Origin of the sequence: Sphingomonas sp. ASY06-1R (assembly GCF_052180265.1) — a bacterium.
Taxonomy (GTDB): Bacteria; Pseudomonadota; Alphaproteobacteria; order Sphingomonadales; family Sphingomonadaceae; genus Sphingomonas_I.
This window is the reverse complement of record NZ_CP197464.1, coordinates 2,642,661-2,659,204: the sequence shown is the minus strand read 5'-3', so window position 1 is coordinate 2,659,204 and position 16,544 is coordinate 2,642,661. Positions and strand designations below refer to the sequence as shown.

13 protein-coding genes are annotated in these 16,544 nt (G+C 65.3%); 6 read left to right on the top strand and 7 right to left on the bottom strand.

Translation table 11 applies throughout. From position 1 onward, the window contains the following. The first annotated feature begins 22 nt into the window (after positions 1–22). A complete protein-coding gene (locus ACSBM8_RS12805; protein ID WP_442678400.1) occupies positions 23–1,342 on the top strand; it encodes an APC family permease in 1,320 nt (439 codons plus the stop codon). Between the two features lie 35 nt (positions 1,343–1,377). Here the strand turns inward: ACSBM8_RS12805 and ACSBM8_RS12800 are convergent, their stop codons facing one another. From ACSBM8_RS12800 to ACSBM8_RS12775, 6 genes are all read right to left on the bottom strand, one after another. Further along, positions 1,378–2,019 carry a GDSL-type esterase/lipase family protein gene (locus ACSBM8_RS12800; RefSeq protein WP_442678399.1) on the bottom strand — a complete coding sequence of 214 codons (642 nt, stop codon included), beginning with the start codon at positions 2,017–2,019 and terminating at the stop codon, positions 1,378–1,380. Positions 2,020–2,026: 7 nt separating this feature from the next. Beyond that, on the bottom strand, positions 2,027–3,541 hold the full coding sequence (locus ACSBM8_RS12795; protein WP_442678398.1) for an ABC1 kinase family protein: 1,515 nt from the start codon (positions 3,539–3,541) through the stop codon (positions 2,027–2,029). Positions 3,542–3,625: 84 nt separating this feature from the next. Next, on the bottom strand, positions 3,626–4,609 hold the full coding sequence (locus ACSBM8_RS12790; protein ID WP_442678397.1) for an MBL fold metallo-hydrolase: 984 nt from the start codon (positions 4,607–4,609) through the stop codon (positions 3,626–3,628). 49 nt (positions 4,610–4,658) lie between these two features. Next, a complete protein-coding gene (locus tag ACSBM8_RS12785; RefSeq protein WP_442678396.1) occupies positions 4,659–5,561 on the bottom strand; it encodes an alpha/beta hydrolase family protein in 903 nt (300 codons plus the stop codon). After that, entirely contained in the window at positions 5,558–9,019 is a 3,462-nt protein-coding gene (gene mfd / locus ACSBM8_RS12780; protein ID WP_442678395.1) for a transcription-repair coupling factor, read from the bottom strand. Before mfd ends, ACSBM8_RS12785 begins: the two co-directional genes overlap by 4 nt. Before the next feature lie 122 nt (positions 9,020–9,141). Beyond that, entirely contained in the window at positions 9,142–9,408 is a 267-nt protein-coding gene (locus ACSBM8_RS12775) for an FAD assembly factor SdhE (RefSeq protein WP_442678394.1), read from the bottom strand. A 72-nt stretch (positions 9,409–9,480) separates the two neighbouring features. Here ACSBM8_RS12775 and recG point away from each other — a divergent pair, with 72 nt between their 5' ends. Continuing rightward, the gene (recG, locus tag ACSBM8_RS12770) at positions 9,481–11,544 is read left to right on the top strand and encodes an ATP-dependent DNA helicase RecG (RefSeq protein ID WP_442678393.1); all 2,064 of its coding nucleotides are present in this window, start codon (positions 9,481–9,483) and stop codon (positions 11,542–11,544) included. A gap of 157 nt (positions 11,545–11,701) precedes the next feature. Then, entirely contained in the window at positions 11,702–12,613 is a 912-nt protein-coding gene (locus ACSBM8_RS12765; RefSeq protein WP_442678392.1) for a VOC family protein, read from the top strand. 52 nt (positions 12,614–12,665) lie between these two features. Here the strand turns inward: ACSBM8_RS12765 and tyrS are convergent, their stop codons facing one another. Next, positions 12,666–13,898: a tyrosine--tRNA ligase gene (tyrS, locus tag ACSBM8_RS12760; protein WP_442678391.1), complete on the bottom strand. Its 1,233-nt coding sequence runs from the start codon at positions 13,896–13,898 to the stop codon at positions 12,666–12,668. Positions 13,899–14,039: 141 nt separating this feature from the next. On the opposite strand from tyrS, the gene ACSBM8_RS12755 reads away from it, so the two are divergent. Genes ACSBM8_RS12755 through ACSBM8_RS12745 form a run of 3 tightly spaced genes read left to right on the top strand, consistent with a single transcriptional unit; the run spans position 14,040 to position 16,103 of the window. Then, on the top strand, positions 14,040–14,561 hold the full coding sequence (locus ACSBM8_RS12755; protein ID WP_442678390.1) for a DOMON-like domain-containing protein: 522 nt from the start codon (positions 14,040–14,042) through the stop codon (positions 14,559–14,561). A gap of 4 nt (positions 14,562–14,565) precedes the next feature. Then, complete coding sequence (locus ACSBM8_RS12750; RefSeq protein WP_442678389.1) at positions 14,566–15,765, top strand: exo-beta-N-acetylmuramidase NamZ family protein; 1,200 nt, start codon at positions 14,566–14,568, stop codon at positions 15,763–15,765. 11 nt (positions 15,766–15,776) lie between these two features. Then, positions 15,777–16,103 carry a hypothetical protein gene (locus ACSBM8_RS12745; protein WP_442678388.1) on the top strand — a complete coding sequence of 109 codons (327 nt, stop codon included), beginning with the start codon at positions 15,777–15,779 and terminating at the stop codon, positions 16,101–16,103. Positions 16,104–16,544 lie beyond the last annotated feature (441 nt).

The following is a 16,544-nucleotide window of genomic DNA, read 5'->3' as shown; positions in this document are numbered from 1 at the left end:
GCGTCAAAAGGGGGAAACGCGTATGGCGACCACGCCGGAACTCGCAGCGAAAGAACGGAGCCGCGATCATGGCCTGGTCCGGGCGATGGGTGTGTTCGCCTTTGCCGCGGCAATCACCAACGAAGTGGTGGGGTCCGGTATCTACCGCCTGCCAGCGTCCATGGCGAGCGCCGCAGGCACGGCCGCGCCTTATGCCTATGTCGCCTGCCTCGTCGCTATGGGCGCGATCGTGCTGTGCTTCTCCGAAGCCGGCAGCCGCATATCGACCAGTGGCGGGCCCTATGGTTATGTCGAGGCGGCGTTCGGGAGAATGCCGGGCTTCGTCGCGGGCGTGCTGTTGTGGCTCTCCGCCGTGCTGGCGGCTGGCGGGGTCGCGGCTGCCCTTGCCGACACGGCGGGTTCCGCCTTTCCGATCTTCGCACAGCCCGGCCTGCGCTATCTTCTGATCATCGGGGTGCTCGGCTTGATGGCGGGCATCAATATCGTTGGGGTCGATCTGGCGGCCAAGGTGCTGGGCTGGGCCACCGTGATCAAGGTGTTGCCGCTTCTGCTATTCCTTGTCGTCGGCGGGATCGGTCTGGCGATGGGCCATCATGCCGAAACGCCGATCACACACGCGCCCGACGCCAATTTCGGTCGGGCCGCGATCCTGGCCATGTTCGCGCTGACGGGCATGGAAACGCCACTTGCGGCCTCGGGCGAGGTGCGCGATCCCGCCCGGACCGTCCCGCGCGCGCTGATCCTGGCGATGGCGTCGATCGGGCTGCTGTATATCGCCATCCAGTTGATTGCAGGCGCCTTGTTCGGGGCCGGCTTGATGACGTCGAGCGCGCCGCTTGCCGATGCGCTGGGTACGATCGATCCACGCTGGCGGGCACCGCTGCTGGTCGGCGCGTCCTTTTCCATGCTGATCTGGCTCGGCAGCGATTTCCTCGGCGCACCGCGCGTGTTGTTCGCCTTCGCGCGCGACGGCATGCTGCCATCCTTCCTGGGGCAGGTGCATCCCAAGTGGCGGACGCCGCACTGGGGCATCATCGTCCATTTCCTGCTGGCAGTCGGACTGGCGCTGACCGGCACGTTCGAGAAACTGGCGATCCTGTCGACGCTCGCAATTGCCCCGCTTTATTTTCTGGCGTGCGCGTCGGCTGTCATTCTGAAACGGCGCGGGGTAGCGACGCTCGGCAAGCCGCTGTCGCTACCGGGCATTCCCGTGATCGCGCTGTTCGGAATGCTGTGCATGATCGCGCTGGTGGCGCTGGCTCAGTGGAGCGAGATCGGCGCGCTGGCGGGCGTGCTGATCGGAAGCTGCCTTTTGTACCTGGTGATGCGGCCACGCGCCTGATCCTCTCCGTTCGAGGGTAAGGGTCCCAGCGAAATTCAGGGGCGCTGGCGTGAGTTCCACAGGGACTTGTTGGCCTGCTGGCGCATGGCGAGATAGCCCGCGCGCGCGAGGTGAACGCCGTCGGTCGTGAAAGACGGGCGGAGCACGCCGCCCTCATCCAGCAGCGACTGCGCATAATCGACATGCACGACGTCGGCGGCGCTGCAATATTGCCGAAGCGACGCGCGCAAGACGGGAAACAAGGCTGCGGACGCGAAGAGTGGCTCGGCGGCAAGCGCGATGGGAGGAGGCGATGCGAGAATGACGCGCATCCCCCGTGCCTTTGCCCGCTCGGCGATTTCTATCAGGTTGGCGAGCGAAGCCGATGCCTCCGGGCCGGGCGCGCCATACCAGAGGTCATTGGTGCCGCCCATGACGTGGAGGATCCTGGGGGATAATGGCGCCACATCGCGCTCGAAACGCTCCAGCATATCGCCGGTCGTGGATCCCGAGACGCCGAGATTGATCCGCCGCGGCCAGAAGAACCAGGGATCGGCCTCAAGCCAAAATTCGGTGATGGAATCGCCGAGGAAGACGGCGTCCGGCCGTCCGAGCCTTCGTGCCAGCGCGTCGATGGATCGCGTCTGCGCTTTTAGCAGCGGTTGGCGCAGTTTTCGCAGGAAGCGGGGCAAGCGCATATGCCGCTCAGGTAAATGCGATCGCGGCGGCGACCAGAATCGATGCCAACAGGACCGCCCCGGCCAGCCATTTCGCGGCAGCGAGGATGTCTGGCCCCGATGCGGTTGACGGCGGTACCGACCCGCTGTCCTCCAGCCTGCGTACCAGCGCGCGGAGCAGGCGCGGTGCGTCGTCGTAGAGGCGCGCCACTTCCAGCAACATGGCCTCGGCTCGCTCCGCCGTTCGAGCGGGAGAGAGGCGCGACGTCAGCAGCTTCACGCGGGCGCGGTCGAGAGCGGTGGACAGATCGAAATCCGGCTGGATGCCGCTCAGCACGCCGTCCATCGTGATCATCGCCTTGAAGATCAGCACCAGATCGGGCGGCAGAACCAGCTTCTCCTCGCGCAGCAGGGGAAACATGTCGGCCGTCAACGCGCCCAGGACCAGCTTTCCCCCGCCATGGCGCGCGGTCAGCCGCTCCGAGATCACGATTATCCGTGCGTGTGGCACGTCCGCATTCTGGTTCCACACGGCCAGAACATCCGCCAATGCGGCCGGGTCCCCGGCGTGCAGGGCAAGGATGAAGCGCAGGAATTCCTGCTGACGACGCGGGCTGACATGCCCGATCAGCCCGAGATCGATCAGCGCCAGCCGGTTGCCCGGCAGGCAAAGCAGGTTGCCCGGGTGCGGATCGCCGTGGAAGCGCCCGTTGAGCAGCACCATGTCCAGCACCAGATCGGCACCGAGGTCGGCGATTGCCGCCGGATCCAGGCCGGCCGCGCGCAACGTCTGCGCGCTGCGGGGCGGGATGCCCTCGACGTAATCCATCGCCAGCAGGGTTTCCGACGTCCACTGCCAGTGGATCTGTGGAATGGTGACCCGGCTATCGCCGGCCAGATCGGCGCGCAGCCGATCGGCGTTGCGGCCTTCATTGGCAAAATCCAGCTCGTCGATCAGTTCCTGCGCCAGCTGCTGGACAAGCGCCTGGGGTTGGTACGGGCGGGCCTCGCGGCTGCCTGTTTCGATGACCCCAGCGAGGTGACGGATCAGGCGCAGATCCGCTTCCATCTGCGGTCTTATGCCGGGACGCCGTACCTTGAGCACGATTTCACGGCCATCATGCGTGGTCGCACGGTGGACCTGGGCGATCGATGCGGCTGCGAGCGGTACGGGATCGAAGCGGGCAAAGGCCGTTTCGGCCGGCTCTCCCAATGCGGCTTCGACTTGCGCCCGTAACTCTTCGAAGGGCAGCGTTGGGGCCTTGCTCTGCAGACCCTCGAATTCCGTAATCCAGGCGTCAGGCAGCAGGTCGCGCCGTGTCGCCAGGATTTGTCCGAGCTTGATATAGGTCGGCCCGAGCGCCTCGATCGCCTGCCGCGTGCGCCGTGGCAGGTCGAGCGGCTCTCCACCCGCTTCGGGGGCAGGTTCCGCATTCAGCCCGAGCCGGGCAAGCAGCACGTCGAGTCCAAAGCGTGCGGTGACGCTGCCGATCTCGGCGAGACGGGCGCGGTCGCGTGTAGCGACCATTAGGGTTTTGATCATGTGTCAGCGGCTCGTTTTGGCATAGGCGGCCAACGGCCGCTCCCCCTGTGCGTTCCCGGGTCTGAACACTGGGAAATGGAGCGATCAGGCGATATCGAACACGTCCCCTGCTGCCGCCGCAGGAAAGCGCCCCGGATCAATGCCTTGGTCGTGCAAGGCACTGCGCAGCAAAGCGACAGGTTCCTCGCGCTCTTCATCGGTCAGTCGGAAATCGCCCCAGTGGATGCCGATCGCCTGGCCGGCATCGAGATCGATCATCATGCGCACCGCATCGTATGGATCCGTGTGCTGGGCCGCCATGAACCATCGCGGCGCATAGGCACCGATCGGCAGCAAGGCGACGTCGGGGACGCCGATCTCTTCACGCATGCGGCGAAAGATGGCGCCGTCGCCATAACCGGTATCGCCGGCGAAATAGATCAGGCCGGCCGCGGTCCGCAGCATGAAACCGCCCCATAATGCCATCCGCCGATCGCCGATGCCGCGTGCCGACCAATGATGCGCAGGCACGACATGAACCTGTGCGTCTTGCTCCAGAGCGACCGTGCTGCCCCAATCCCCTGCGGCCACGCGCGCGCCCGGTACGGTGCGCTCCACGATCGCGTCATTGCCGAGCGGCGTGACGATCAGCGGCCGGTGCGCGGCGTGAAGACGCCGCAAGGTCGTGACGTCAAGATGATCATAATGGTTGTGCGACAGCAGCACCGCGTCGATCGGCGGCAGATCCGTAAACGCGATGCCCGGAGGCGTCACGCGGCGTGGCCCCGCGAAACGGATCGGGCTGGCCCGGTCCGACCAGACGGGATCGGTAAGGATGTTGAGGCCAGCGGCCTGGATCAGTAAAGTGGCATGGCCGACCATCGTCACGCGCAATCCGGCGACGCGGGCGTCGGGCTTCACCTGTCTTCCTGGAACGGCCTTTGGCCAAGAAGCGTGGATCTCGCCGAAACGCCATTTGAGCACGTCGCTCAGCGACCGATCCGTGTTCGGATGATCGGGATTGAAGAAGCGTGTGCCGTCGAAATGATCCGATACCGGCCCGCTATAATAAGGGTTGGCACGCGCCATCGGGATTAACCTGCCGTTTTCTGGAGCTCCACCCGCATGGGGTAAGCGCTCATTGTTGATGGTGCGTGGGACGCGATTTACGACCCAGGCCAGCTTCGATCAACGTCACCGTTGCGGCCCAGCTTTTCGTATTCGGGGTGATGAGCTCGACATGGCCCTCGTCGGGAATGGTGATCCGCGCCACCTTCTTTTTGGCTGCATAAGCGGCGGCGAAGGAGGGCGGGGCGATGCGATCCAGTATTCCGTTGACGAGCGTCACCGGGATGCGCGGATCTGGCAAGCGCGCTGGCGAGGTGTCGGCATAGACATCCTGATGGGCTGGCGAGACTGGGCCCGTCAGCTTGTTGACCGGCTCCGTATCGCAGGTGTTGCCCGGCGGAATGGTCGCGGCTTCCAGATCGGGGAGGCCGCCGAGGCTGATCGCTGCCGCCAGCGTGATCGGATGCGCGACATGAAGCGGGCTCGATCGGGGAAGCGAGCCTCGCGCGGCCAGCCACAGGGCCAGATGGCCTCCCGCCGAATGGCCGATCACGACGACGTGGCGGGTATCGAGACGATGTTTCTCGGCATTGGCGGCAAGCGCGTCTGCAGCCTGCGCGACGTCCCGGAAGGTACCAGGGTAGCCGCCGCCTGGGCGATCGACGCCGCGATATTCGATATTCCAAACGGCAATACCGCGTTTGCGCAGATCGTCCGCGATCCAGTTCATGATGTCTGCCTGGGCGACCTCGGTCTGCCAACATCCCCCATGGACCATCAGCACTACCGGATGTCGGGTTGACGTCTCGGGTAGCCACAGATCGATATGCTGGAGCGGGTCCGCGCCATAGCCGATCGTCATGTTCGGCTTGGGCTGGGGGCGATTGAGCAGATCAGGCCAATGCATGAGCGGTGCGCCCGTAGCCGCCCCCGCCAGCAAGATACCGAACAGGAGCGGCAATTGTCTGATCATGCCAAGATCTTCGCCAGTCCTTTGGACAGTTGCAAGGCGCCATGCAGCTGGGCGGCCGCATCCGGCCAGTTACGCGTGATGACCAGCTTATTGTCGGGCCGCAGCTTGGCCGTGCCCTTGAGCCGTTCGACATAGCTGAGCAGTCCGCGCAGATCGGGAAACTCATCCTTGAAGAAGGTGACGAGCGCACCCTTGGCGCCCACGTCGAGCTTCGCGACGCAGGCCTTCTTGGCGTTGAGCTTGGTTTCCAGGATCGACAGCAGGTTGGCGGTCGCCTCGGGCAAAGGCCCGAACCGGTCGATCATCTCGGCCGCGAAGCTTTCGATGCCGCCCTTGTCCTCGATCTCGTTCATGCGGCGATAGAGCCCCATGCGCAGATCGAGATCGGGAACATAGGTTTCCGGGATCATGATCGGCGCATCGACGCTGATCTGCGGCGAGAATTCGCGGCTGCGCGTGGCCTGGGTCATGCCGCCCGCCTTGGCCTCCAGGATCGCATCCTCCAGCATCGACTGATAGAGTTCGAAGCCGACTTCCTTGATGTGGCCCGATTGCTCGTCGCCCAACAGATTGCCGGCGCCGCGAATGTCGAGATCGTGGCTGGCGAGCTGGAAGCCCGCGCCGAGCGTGTCGAGATTCTGCAGGATGTGGAGACGCTTCTCCGCGGTTTCGGTGATCCGGCGGTTGGGCGGCGTGGTGAGATAGGCGTAGGCGCGCGTCTTGGCGCGTCCGACCCGGCCGCGTAGCTGATAGAGCTGGGCTAGGCCGAAGCGATCGGCGCGGTGAATGATGAGCGTGTTGGCGCTGGGAATATCGAGCCCGCTTTCGACGATCGTGGTCGAGACGAGCACGTCGAACTTGCCGTCGTAGAAGTCGCTCATCCGCTCTTCGACCTGCGTCGCCGCCATCTGGCCGTGGGCGACGACGTAGCGCACTTCGGGCACCTCCTTGCGCAGGAATTCCTCGATATCCGGCAGATCGGCGATCCGCGGCGCGACGAAGAAGCTGCGGCCGCCGCGATAATGCTCGCGCAGCAAGGCTTCGCGCAACACGACCGGATCCCACGGCGCGATATAGGTGCGCACCGCGAGGCGATCGACCGGCGGGGTTTGCAGGACGGACAATTCGCGCAGGCCCGACATCGCCATCTGCAGCGTGCGCGGGATCGGGGTGGCGGTGAGGGTCAGGACGTGGACGTCCGCCTTCATCGATTTCAGGCGTTCTTTATGGGTGACGCCGAAACGCTGCTCCTCGTCGACGATGACGAGGCCGAGATGCTTGAACTCGACGCCCTTGGCGAGCACCGCGTGCGTGCCGATCACGATGTCGATCTTGCCCTCGGCCAATCCCTCCCTGGTTCGCTTGGCCTCGGCCGCGGGAACCAATCTGGATAGCCGGCCGACCTCGATCGGGAAGCCGCGCATGCGTTCGACGAAGTTGGTATAATGCTGACGGGCAAGCAAGGTCGTCGGACCGACGACGGCGACCTGCATACCTGCCATCGCCGCGACGAACGCGGCACGCAACGCCACCTCGGTCTTGCCGAAGCCGACATCGCCGACGATCAGCCGGTCCATCGGCTTGCCCGCCGACAGGTCGTTCAACGCATCGTCGATGGCGCGATCCTGATCCTCGGTTTCCTCATAGGGGAAACGATCGACGAAGGCGCTGTACGCGGAATCGGCCTGCGCCACGTCCGCCGCACGCAGCGCGCGCTGGGCGGCGGTCGCGATCAACTCGCCGGCAATCTCGCGGATCCGTTCCTTCATCCGCGCCTTGCGCGTCTGCCAGGCCACGCCGCCCAGCTTGTCGAGGCTGGCGCCCTCTTCGCTGCCGTAGCGGCTCAGGACTTCGAGATTCTCGACCGGGACATAGAGCTTGTCGCCGCCGGCATAGGACAAAGCCACGCAATCATGCGGCACCTTGCTGACCGGAATCTGGGTCAGGCCGTCATAGCGGCCGATGCCGTGATCGGCGTGGACGACAAGGTCGCCGGGCGAGAGCGTCGCCAGTTCGGCGAGGAAGGCATCGGCCGATTTGCGGCGCTTGGCGCGGCGGATCAGCCGATCGCCCAGTATGTCCTGCTCGGTCAGCAACGCGACCTGCGGCGTGGTGAAGCCGTGATCGAGCGGCAGCACGGTCAGCGCGGTCGTGCCGGGCCGGAAGGCCGCGCCGAGCGCGTCCTGCCAATCGTCGGCCAGCATCGCGCCGTCGAGGCCATGATCGTTCAACAGGCCCTTCAGTCGCTCGCGCGCGCCGACGGAGTAGCTTGCCAGCACGATCTTGCGCTTGGATTTGGCGAGATCGCGGACATGGGCGACCACCGCCTCATAGACATTGGCGTTCTGCGTACGCTCCGGCGTGAAGTCGCGCGGTCCGTCGACGCCGAAGTCGATCACCCGGGCGCTGTCGGGTTCGTGATAAGGCGTGGTCAGATGGATCGGGCGATCGGCAATCGCTTCGGCCCATTCTTCGGTCTTGAAATATAAGGTCTCGGGTTCGAGCGGGCGGTAGCTGCCCGGATCGCTCGCGCGGGCACGCACGCGGTTGTCGTAATAATCGGTGATCGCCTCGAACCGCGCGTCGGCCGCGCCGTCGGCGCCGCTGTCGCGCACGACCAGATCGTCGGGCGAGAGGTGATCGAACAGCGAGGACAGCCGCTCCTCGATCAGCGGCAGCCAATGTTCCATGCCGGCCAGACGACGCCCATCGGACAATGCCTGATAGAGTGGATCGCCGGTGGCGGTGGCGCCGAACTTCTCGCGATAGCGCGAGCGGAAGCGCTTGATCCCTTCGGAATCGAGCAGGGCCTCCGATGCCGGCAGCAGCGTGAAACCATCGATCGAGGCCATCGTCCGCTGATCTTCGACGGAAAATTGGCGAACCGTTTCGATCTCGTCGCCGAAGAAATCCAGGCGCAGCGCATAGGCTTCGCCCGCCGGGAACAGATCGACCAGGCCGCCGCGCACGGCATATTCCCCGGCCTCGTGAACCGTATCGGTGCGCTGATAGCCATTGGCCTGCAGCAATTCCGCCAAAGCGTCGCGGTCGATCCGCTCTCCCGGGGCGAGGGTCGCGGACAATTGGCGCAGCCGGAAGGGCGTGAGCGTGCGCTGGGTGACCGCATTCACGGTCGTGACGAACAATTGCGGCTTGTCCGTCTTTTGCTGAAGTGCGTGCAGACCTGCCAGCCGCTCGGAAGTGGAGCGCAGCGACGGAGAGGCGCGGTCGTAAGGCAGGCAATCCCATGCCGGGAACGCCACGACGTCCAGCTCGGGCGCGAAGTAGCGCGCATTGTCGGCCAGCGCGCGCATCGCGGCTTCGTCGGGCGCGATGAAGACGGCGCGCCCTTTGGCCGCGCGGGCCAGATCGGCCATCATCCAAGGGAGGAATCCTGCAGGCGTGCCCGCCAGTGTCAGCGCTTCCCCGGCTTTTAAGATGCGTTGGATGTCGGTCATAGCTCAGCCCCTCCCCTTCAGGGGAGGGGTTGGGGTGGGGCCTATATTCTTGGCCAATCGCCCGTGGCGAGGCCCCACCCCCGACCCCTCCCCTGAAAGGGAGGGGAGATTTTTATTCAGCATCACTTTGCCACCGGGATATAGTCGAGCACGCACATGCGCTCCATCATCGGCCCTCGCCAGCGATCGGGGATGGGGATCGTGCCGATCGCCCACCCCATGATGTCGACATCCTCTTCGTCCATCAGCGCCTCGAACCAGGCGATCTCCGCGTCCGACCAGCTGTCGGCGCAGGTATCGAAGAAGCCACCGACCATCAGATCGGCCTCCTTGGTGCCGCGGTGCCAGGCGCGGAAGCGCAGGCGCTTGAGGCGAATGTCGCGGTTCATGAAGCTCCAAAAGGAAATGCCGGCTGCCGCTTTGCGGCGCCGGTGCGGGGGGCTATTGACCCTTATCTAGTCATGCGCCCCGAAATTCTCAATCCGCTGTTCGCCGAAGTCGAGGCGCTGAAAGGCGTCGGTCCGACGCTGGCCAAGCCGCTGGCGCGGCTCGGGCTGGCGCGCGTCATCGACCTGTTGTTCCACCTGCCCACCGGCTGGGTCGATCGCAAGGCGGTGGCGGAGCTGGACGAGGCCGATGTCGGCCAGATCGTGACGGTCACGCTGATCCCGAGCGAATATCGCATGGGCGGCAGTCCGCGCGCGCCGTCGCGGGTGGTCGCGCTGGACCAGGCGGGCAATGCGGTAAGCCTGGTCTTCTTCGGCAGCGGATCGGGCTATGCCAAGAAATTGCTGCCGCTGGGCGAGCCGCGTGCCATTTCGGGCAAGCTCGATCGCTATGATCAATGGCTGCAGATCGTCCATCCCGAGGTGATGACGCCGGAAGACGCGAAGGCGCTACCAGCGCGCGAGGCGGTCTATGCGCTGTCGGAGGGGCTGACCAACAAACGGCTGGCTGCGCTGATCGGGCAGGCGCTCGCGCGGATGCCGGAATTGCCGGAGTGGGTTGAACCCAGCCTGCTTGCCAAACAGGGTTGGCCCGGCTGGGCGGACGCTCTGACGAGGCTGCATGCGGACCCTGCCGATGTGAAAGCGCGCGAGCGGCTGGCCTATGACGAATTGTTTGCCAATCAGCTCGCTTTGATGCTGGTGCGGGCATCGTCGCGGGCCCGGCGCGGCCAGCCGCTCAAGGGGGACGGCCGGCTGCGCGATGCGCTGCGGCTGCCCTATCGCCCAACCGGCGCGCAGTCGCGCACCGTTGCCGAGATCGAGGGCGACATGGCGCAGAGCGCGCCGATGCTGCGGCTGCTGCAGGGCGATGTCGGCGCGGGCAAGACGCTGGTTGCGCTGATGGCTTTGCTGATCGCGGTCGAGGCGGGTGCACAGGGCGCGTTGCTGGCACCCACCGAAATCCTCGCGCGCCAGCATTATGCCACGCTGTCGCGGCTGTTGGCGGGGGTGCCGGTGAACGTCGCCATCCTGACCGGGCGCGACAAGGGGCGCGCACGCGAAGCGACATTGATGGGCTTGGCCGACGGATCGATCCACATCCTGATCGGCACGCATGCGATTTTCCAGGAAGCCGTAAGCTACAAGAGGCTGGGTCTTGCGGTGGTGGACGAACAGCATCGGTTCGGCGTCGCCCAGCGCATGTTGCTGACGCAGAAAGCCGAACGGCCGCCGCATCTGCTGGCGATGACGGCGACGCCGATCCCGCGGACGCTGACGCTCAGCCAATATGGCGAGATGGATTCCAGCCGACTGGACGAAATGCCGCCAGGGCGGCAGCCGATCGAAACACGCGTCATCTCGGACGACCGCCTGATCGAAGTGGTGGACGGCATTGCACGTCATCTGGTGGGCGGTGATCAGGCCTATTGGGTGTGCCCGTTGGTCGAGGAAAGCGAGGTCAGCGATCTGGCCGCGGCGGAAAGCCGTGCCGAGGCGCTGAGCGCGCGTTTCCCCGACAAGGTCGGCCTGGTCCATGGCCGCATGAAGGGGCCGGAGAAGGACGCGGTCATGGCCGCCTTTCAGCGCGGCGAGCTTGGTCTGCTGGTGGCGACCACGGTGATCGAGGTGGGAGTTGACGTTCCCAACGCCACGCTGATGGTGATCGAACATGCCGACCGGTTTGGCCTGGCCCAATTGCATCAGCTGCGCGGGCGCGTCGGGCGCGGCGAGGGGCGATCCATTTGCCTGCTGCTGCGGACGGCGGGCGGCTTGAGTGAGACGGCGCGCGCGCGCCTGGCGCTGCTGCGGGAGACCAACGATGGTTTCCGCATCGCCGAGGAAGATTTGCGGCTGCGCGGCGCGGGCGAAATATTGGGCACGCGGCAGTCGGGCGAGGCGGCGTTCAAGCTCGCTACCCCCGACCATAGCAGCGCGCTGATCGAAACCGCGACGCAGGACGCGCGGCTGCTGGTCGATCGCGATGGCGGGCTGAGCGGCCCGCGCGGGCAGGCGGCGCGGACGGCGCTATATCTGTTCGAACGCGACGCAGCCGTGGGGCTTATCCGATCGGGCTGACGGCGACGGGTAGCGAACCTGTTCTGGTCACCCTTCCTCGTTTCCGGCATAGCGACCGCTCCGGCGAGGCCGGGATCCAAAGCCGCTTGCAAAAGGGGGGCGTGGAAACTGGAAACGGGGCCGGTCGCGACCGGGGCCGATAGAGGGGATGAACGGGATGCGGCGTCTTGCCACGATTGCCTTGGGCCTTGCGCTGGCGACCGCCGGGACGGCCGCGCCAAACCGGCCGCCAATCACCGGCATTTCTCACATCGCGGTCTTCTCCGCCGACATGGCGGCGTCCGAGGATTATTATACCCGTATCCTGGGGGCCCGTAAGACGGCCGATCCGGAGGATGCGCATGGGGTGCGGTATCAGTTCAGCACGACGCAGTTCGTCGAGGTGTTGCCGCTCGGCCCCAATCCGGGCGAAAGCCGGCTCGCGCATATCGGCTGGAACACGACCGACGCGGCGGGCCTTCGCGCCTATCTGATCGCACGCGGCTATCCCGGCCTATCGTCGATTACGAAATCTGCGGACGGCAGCCTGTGGTTTTCGGCGCAGGATCCGGAAGGGAATGACGTCCAGTTCGTCCAGCCCGTCGGTACGGCGCGGGCCGAGCCGGGGGGCATTAGCGGGCATATCATCCACGTCGGCTTCATGGTCCGCGACCGCGCGAAACAGGATCGGTTCTATCGCGATCTGCTTGGCTTCCGGCCTTATTGGTACGGTTCGAAGAAAGAAGGGGCGACCGACTGGATCTCGCAGCAGGCGCCGGACAGTCGCGATTGGCTCGAATATATGATGGTGGGCGATGGATCGACCGTGCCGATGGCGCGGGTCGATGCGCGGCAATTGGGCGTGCTCAACCATTTCTCGCTGGGCGTACCCAACATGCAGAATGCGGTCACGACCCTGATCGCAGCCGACCGGCTAAGCCCGCGCCACGATGGCCCGAACATCGGCCTTGATGGCAAATGGCAGGCGAACCTTTACGATCCGGACGGCACCCGCGCGGAGCTGATGGAATTCCAGCCGGTGACCAAGCCCTGCTGCTCGCAATTCACGCAGCCCAGCCCGACCAACTGAACCACGCCGCGCATGGCAACACCTTGAACCGGCTGGCGGATCGTTGGTCCGCTCAGCCGCGTTCGAGCAGGCCGTGGCGCTTCTTGCCGAGGCTGAGCTTCACCGGTGCATCCTGATCGAGCACGATCTCGTAGCGCTCGTCCTTGATCGGGATATCGTTGAGCCGGACCGCGCCTTCCGCGATCTTGCGGCGCGCTTCGCCGTTGGAGCCGGCAAAGCCAAGCACGGTCAAGGCGGTGACGATGCCGATCGTGCCCTCGGTCACGCGGATGGTGGGCAGGCCTCCGCCCGCACCGCCCTGCGCAAAGGTTTCCTGGGCGGTGGTCTGGGCTTGGACGGCGGCTTCGGCACCGCGACAAAGCTTGGTCGCCTCGGTCGCCAGCACGACCTTGGCGTGGTTGATCTCCGCGCCTTCCAGCTTTTCCAGTCGCGCAATTTCGTCGAGCGGCAGATCCGTGAACAAGCGCAGGAAGCGGCCAACGTCGCCGTCATGCGTGTTCCGCCAAAATTGCCAATAATCATAGGCGGGGAGCTGATCCTCGTTCAGCCACACTGCGCCCGCCATCGTCTTGCCCATCTTACCGCCATCGGCCGTCGTGATGAGCGGCGTGGTGACCCCGAACACCTCGGTGCCGTCCATGCGGCGCGCAAGCTCGATGCCGTTGACGATGTTGCCCCATTGGTCGGAGCCGCCAAGCTGCAACCGGCAGCCGGCACGGCGCGACAGCTCCAGAAAGTCATAGGCCTGGAGGATCATGTAGTTGAATTCGAGGAAGGACAGCGACTGCTCGCGGTCGAGCCGAAGCTTCACCGAATCGAAGCTGAGCATCCGATTGATCGAGAAATGCTGACCGACCTCGCGCAGAAAGGGGATATATTCCAGCGCGTCGAGCCATTCGGCATTGTCGACCATGACCGCGTCGGTCGGGCCGTCGCCGAAGGTCAGGAAGCGGGCGAAGACCTGCTTGATCGAGGCGACGTTGGCCGCGATCAGATCATTGGTCAGCAGCTTGCGCGCCTCGTCCTTGAAGCTGGGATCCCCGATCTTGCCGGTGCCGCCGCCCATCAGCACGATCGGCTTATGGCCGGTCTGTTGCAGTCGCCGCAGGATCATGATCTGCACCAGACTGCCGACGTGCAGCGACGGGGCGGTCGGATCGAAGCCGATATAGGCCGGCACCACCTGCTTGGTCGCAAGCGCATCGAGTGCCGCCGCGTCGGTGACCTGGTGGATATAGCCGCGCTCGGACAGGACGTGCAGCAGGTTGGACTGGAATTCGCTCATGATGGTCGCGCGCCTAGCATCTGCATCGGCGTCCGTCATCCCGGCGCGACGGACCCAAGCCGCCCGGCGCGGATCGAAGCGCGATTGCGTCGCCGCCGCACCGATCGCAATGATGCGCTGCGAATAGGAAGACCAGGTAATATGGCTGAATTAGCGCTGACCGTGCATCCCGACGGGACCTCGCCGATCCAGGCGATAGGGGTCGCGCTCGAGCGCCCGGACCTGGAACGGTTGCAACTGGCCTATCGCCTGTCCGGCGTGCTCGACCGCTTGGCCGTGCCGACACCACAGCCGCCGGGTCGTGCCGACGAACTCTGGAAGCACACCTGCTTTGAGGTCTTTATCGGCGCGGCAAACGGGTATTACGAATTCAACTTCTCGCCCTCCTCCCGGTGGGCCGCCTATCGTTTCGCCGACTATCGCACCGGCATGCGCGACGCGGTCGTCGCTATGCCCGCCATCGACTGGTCGATCGAGGAGGGAAGGGCGACGCTCTTCGTCACATTGCAGCTGCCGCACGACGCCACCGGGCCGCTCGGCCTTTCGGCCGTGGTCGAGGACCGGCACGGCGCGCGATCCTTCTGGGCGCTCGCGCACCCCGCCGGTCCGCCCGATTTCCATCACGCGGCTTGCTTCGCGGCCGAACTGCCGTCAGCAGGCTAGGCTTATGGATTTCGGTATCGATCGGCTGCTGGCCGACCCCTCGCTCCTGGCACAGCTGAAAGGGCGCCGTGTCGCCTTGCTCGCCCATCCGGCCTCGGTCACGGCCGATCTGGTCCATGCGCTCGACGCGCTGGTTGGGGCCGGGGTGAACGTGACCGCGGCGTTTGGGCCGCAACATGGTCTGCGCGGCGACAAGCAGGACAATATGGAGGAGTCGCCCGACTTCACCGATCCGGTGCACGGGATGCCGGTCTTCAGTCTCTATGGCGAAGTGCGTCGACCGACGGGGCAGGCCATGGGCACGTTCGACATCCTGCTCGTCGATCTTCAGGATGTGGGCTGCCGCATCTACACGTTCATCACCACTTTGCTGTACGTGCTGGAAGCCGCCGCGGCACATGGCAAGGACGTGTGGGTATTGGACCGCCCCAATCCGGCCGGCCGGCCGATCGAGGGCACGATGCTGACCGAAGGATGGGAAAGCTTCGTGGGGGCTGGCCCGATGCCGATGCGCCATGGGCTGACGCTGGGCGAACTCGGCCGTTGGTTCATTGATCGCGGCAAGCTGGATGTTGCCTATCGGGTCGTGAAAATGGACGGATACGCTCCCGATGCGGCGCCCGGTTTCGGCTGGCCGCTGGCGGAGCGTCCCTGGATCAACCCCAGCCCGAACGCGCCGAACCTGTGGATGGCCAGGGCCTATCCCGGCACGGTGATGCTGGAAGGCACGACGTTGTCGGAAGGGCGGGGGACAACCCGTCCCCTGGAGCTGTTCGGCGCACCTGACATTGTCGCGCGCGACTTGTTGGTGGAGATGCGTCGCCTTGCGCCGGAATGGCTGGCCGGTTGCGCCCTGCGGGAGATGACCTTCGAGCCGACCTTCCACAAACATGTTCATCAATTATGTTCGGGCATCCACGTGCATGCCGAGCAGCCCTTTTACGATCATGACGCCTTCCGCCCGTGGCGGCTGCAGGCGCTGGCATTCAAGGCGATCCGCGCCTTGTACCCCGACTATCCGTTGTGGCGCGACTTTCCGTATGAATATGCCTTCGGCAAGCTGCCGATCGACGTCATCAATGGCGGGCCTGCCCTGCGGGAATGGGTCGATGATGCGGCAGCGCTGCCGGCCGATCTGGAGGCCCGCACCCGCCCTGACGAGGACGCCTGGCGCGATGAGCGTCGGCCCTATTTGCTATATTGAAAGGATTATCGATGCATCGATCATCAGCCGCGATCAGTGCGGTAACGACTATTCTCCTCCTGGCGCTCGCGTCGCCGGCACAGGCCTCCACCGATGCGGCCTGGGCGGCCTCCACCAAGGCCGGCCGCGCCGCCTGTATCGCCGCCGCCAATCTGGCGCGGCCGATCGTCTCGGCGCCGCTCAACTTCAGCGATCAGGTCGGGCGCGACGCCATGCTGGTGCGTGGGCGCTACAAGCAGCGCTACATGAAGAATGCGCTTGGCACGATGCTGTGCCTGTATGACCGTCGTACCCACAAGGCCGAGACGGTCGATGCTAAGGGCTGGACGGCAGGGTAGGCTAAGCCGTTCGGCGGGAACGTCAAACCGCAGCTCGCACCTGCCCGAAATGAGCCGCGGAATAGACTCTGAACAAGTCCAGGGTGACGGTGTATTGGGGGGAGAAGGGTCGGCCAGGCCCCCCGCTCGTCATGCTGAACTTGGTTCAGCATCCATCGGGAGGGCACGCATCGTCGACGGGGGCGAGCATTACGCCTTGTCACACCCGATCACCCGCTGCGTTGCCTGGCCGCGGAATAGACCCTGAAACAAGTTCAGGGTGACGGTGGATGCGGGAATGGTCGGCCGGCCCCCCGCTCGTCATGCCGACTTGGTTCAGCATCCAGCGGGAGGCGCGCATCGTCGACGGGGGTGAGCATTACGCCTTGTCGATACCCGATCACCGGCTGCGTTGCCTGGCCGCGGAATGGACCCTGAAACGAGTTCAGGGTGACGGTGGGT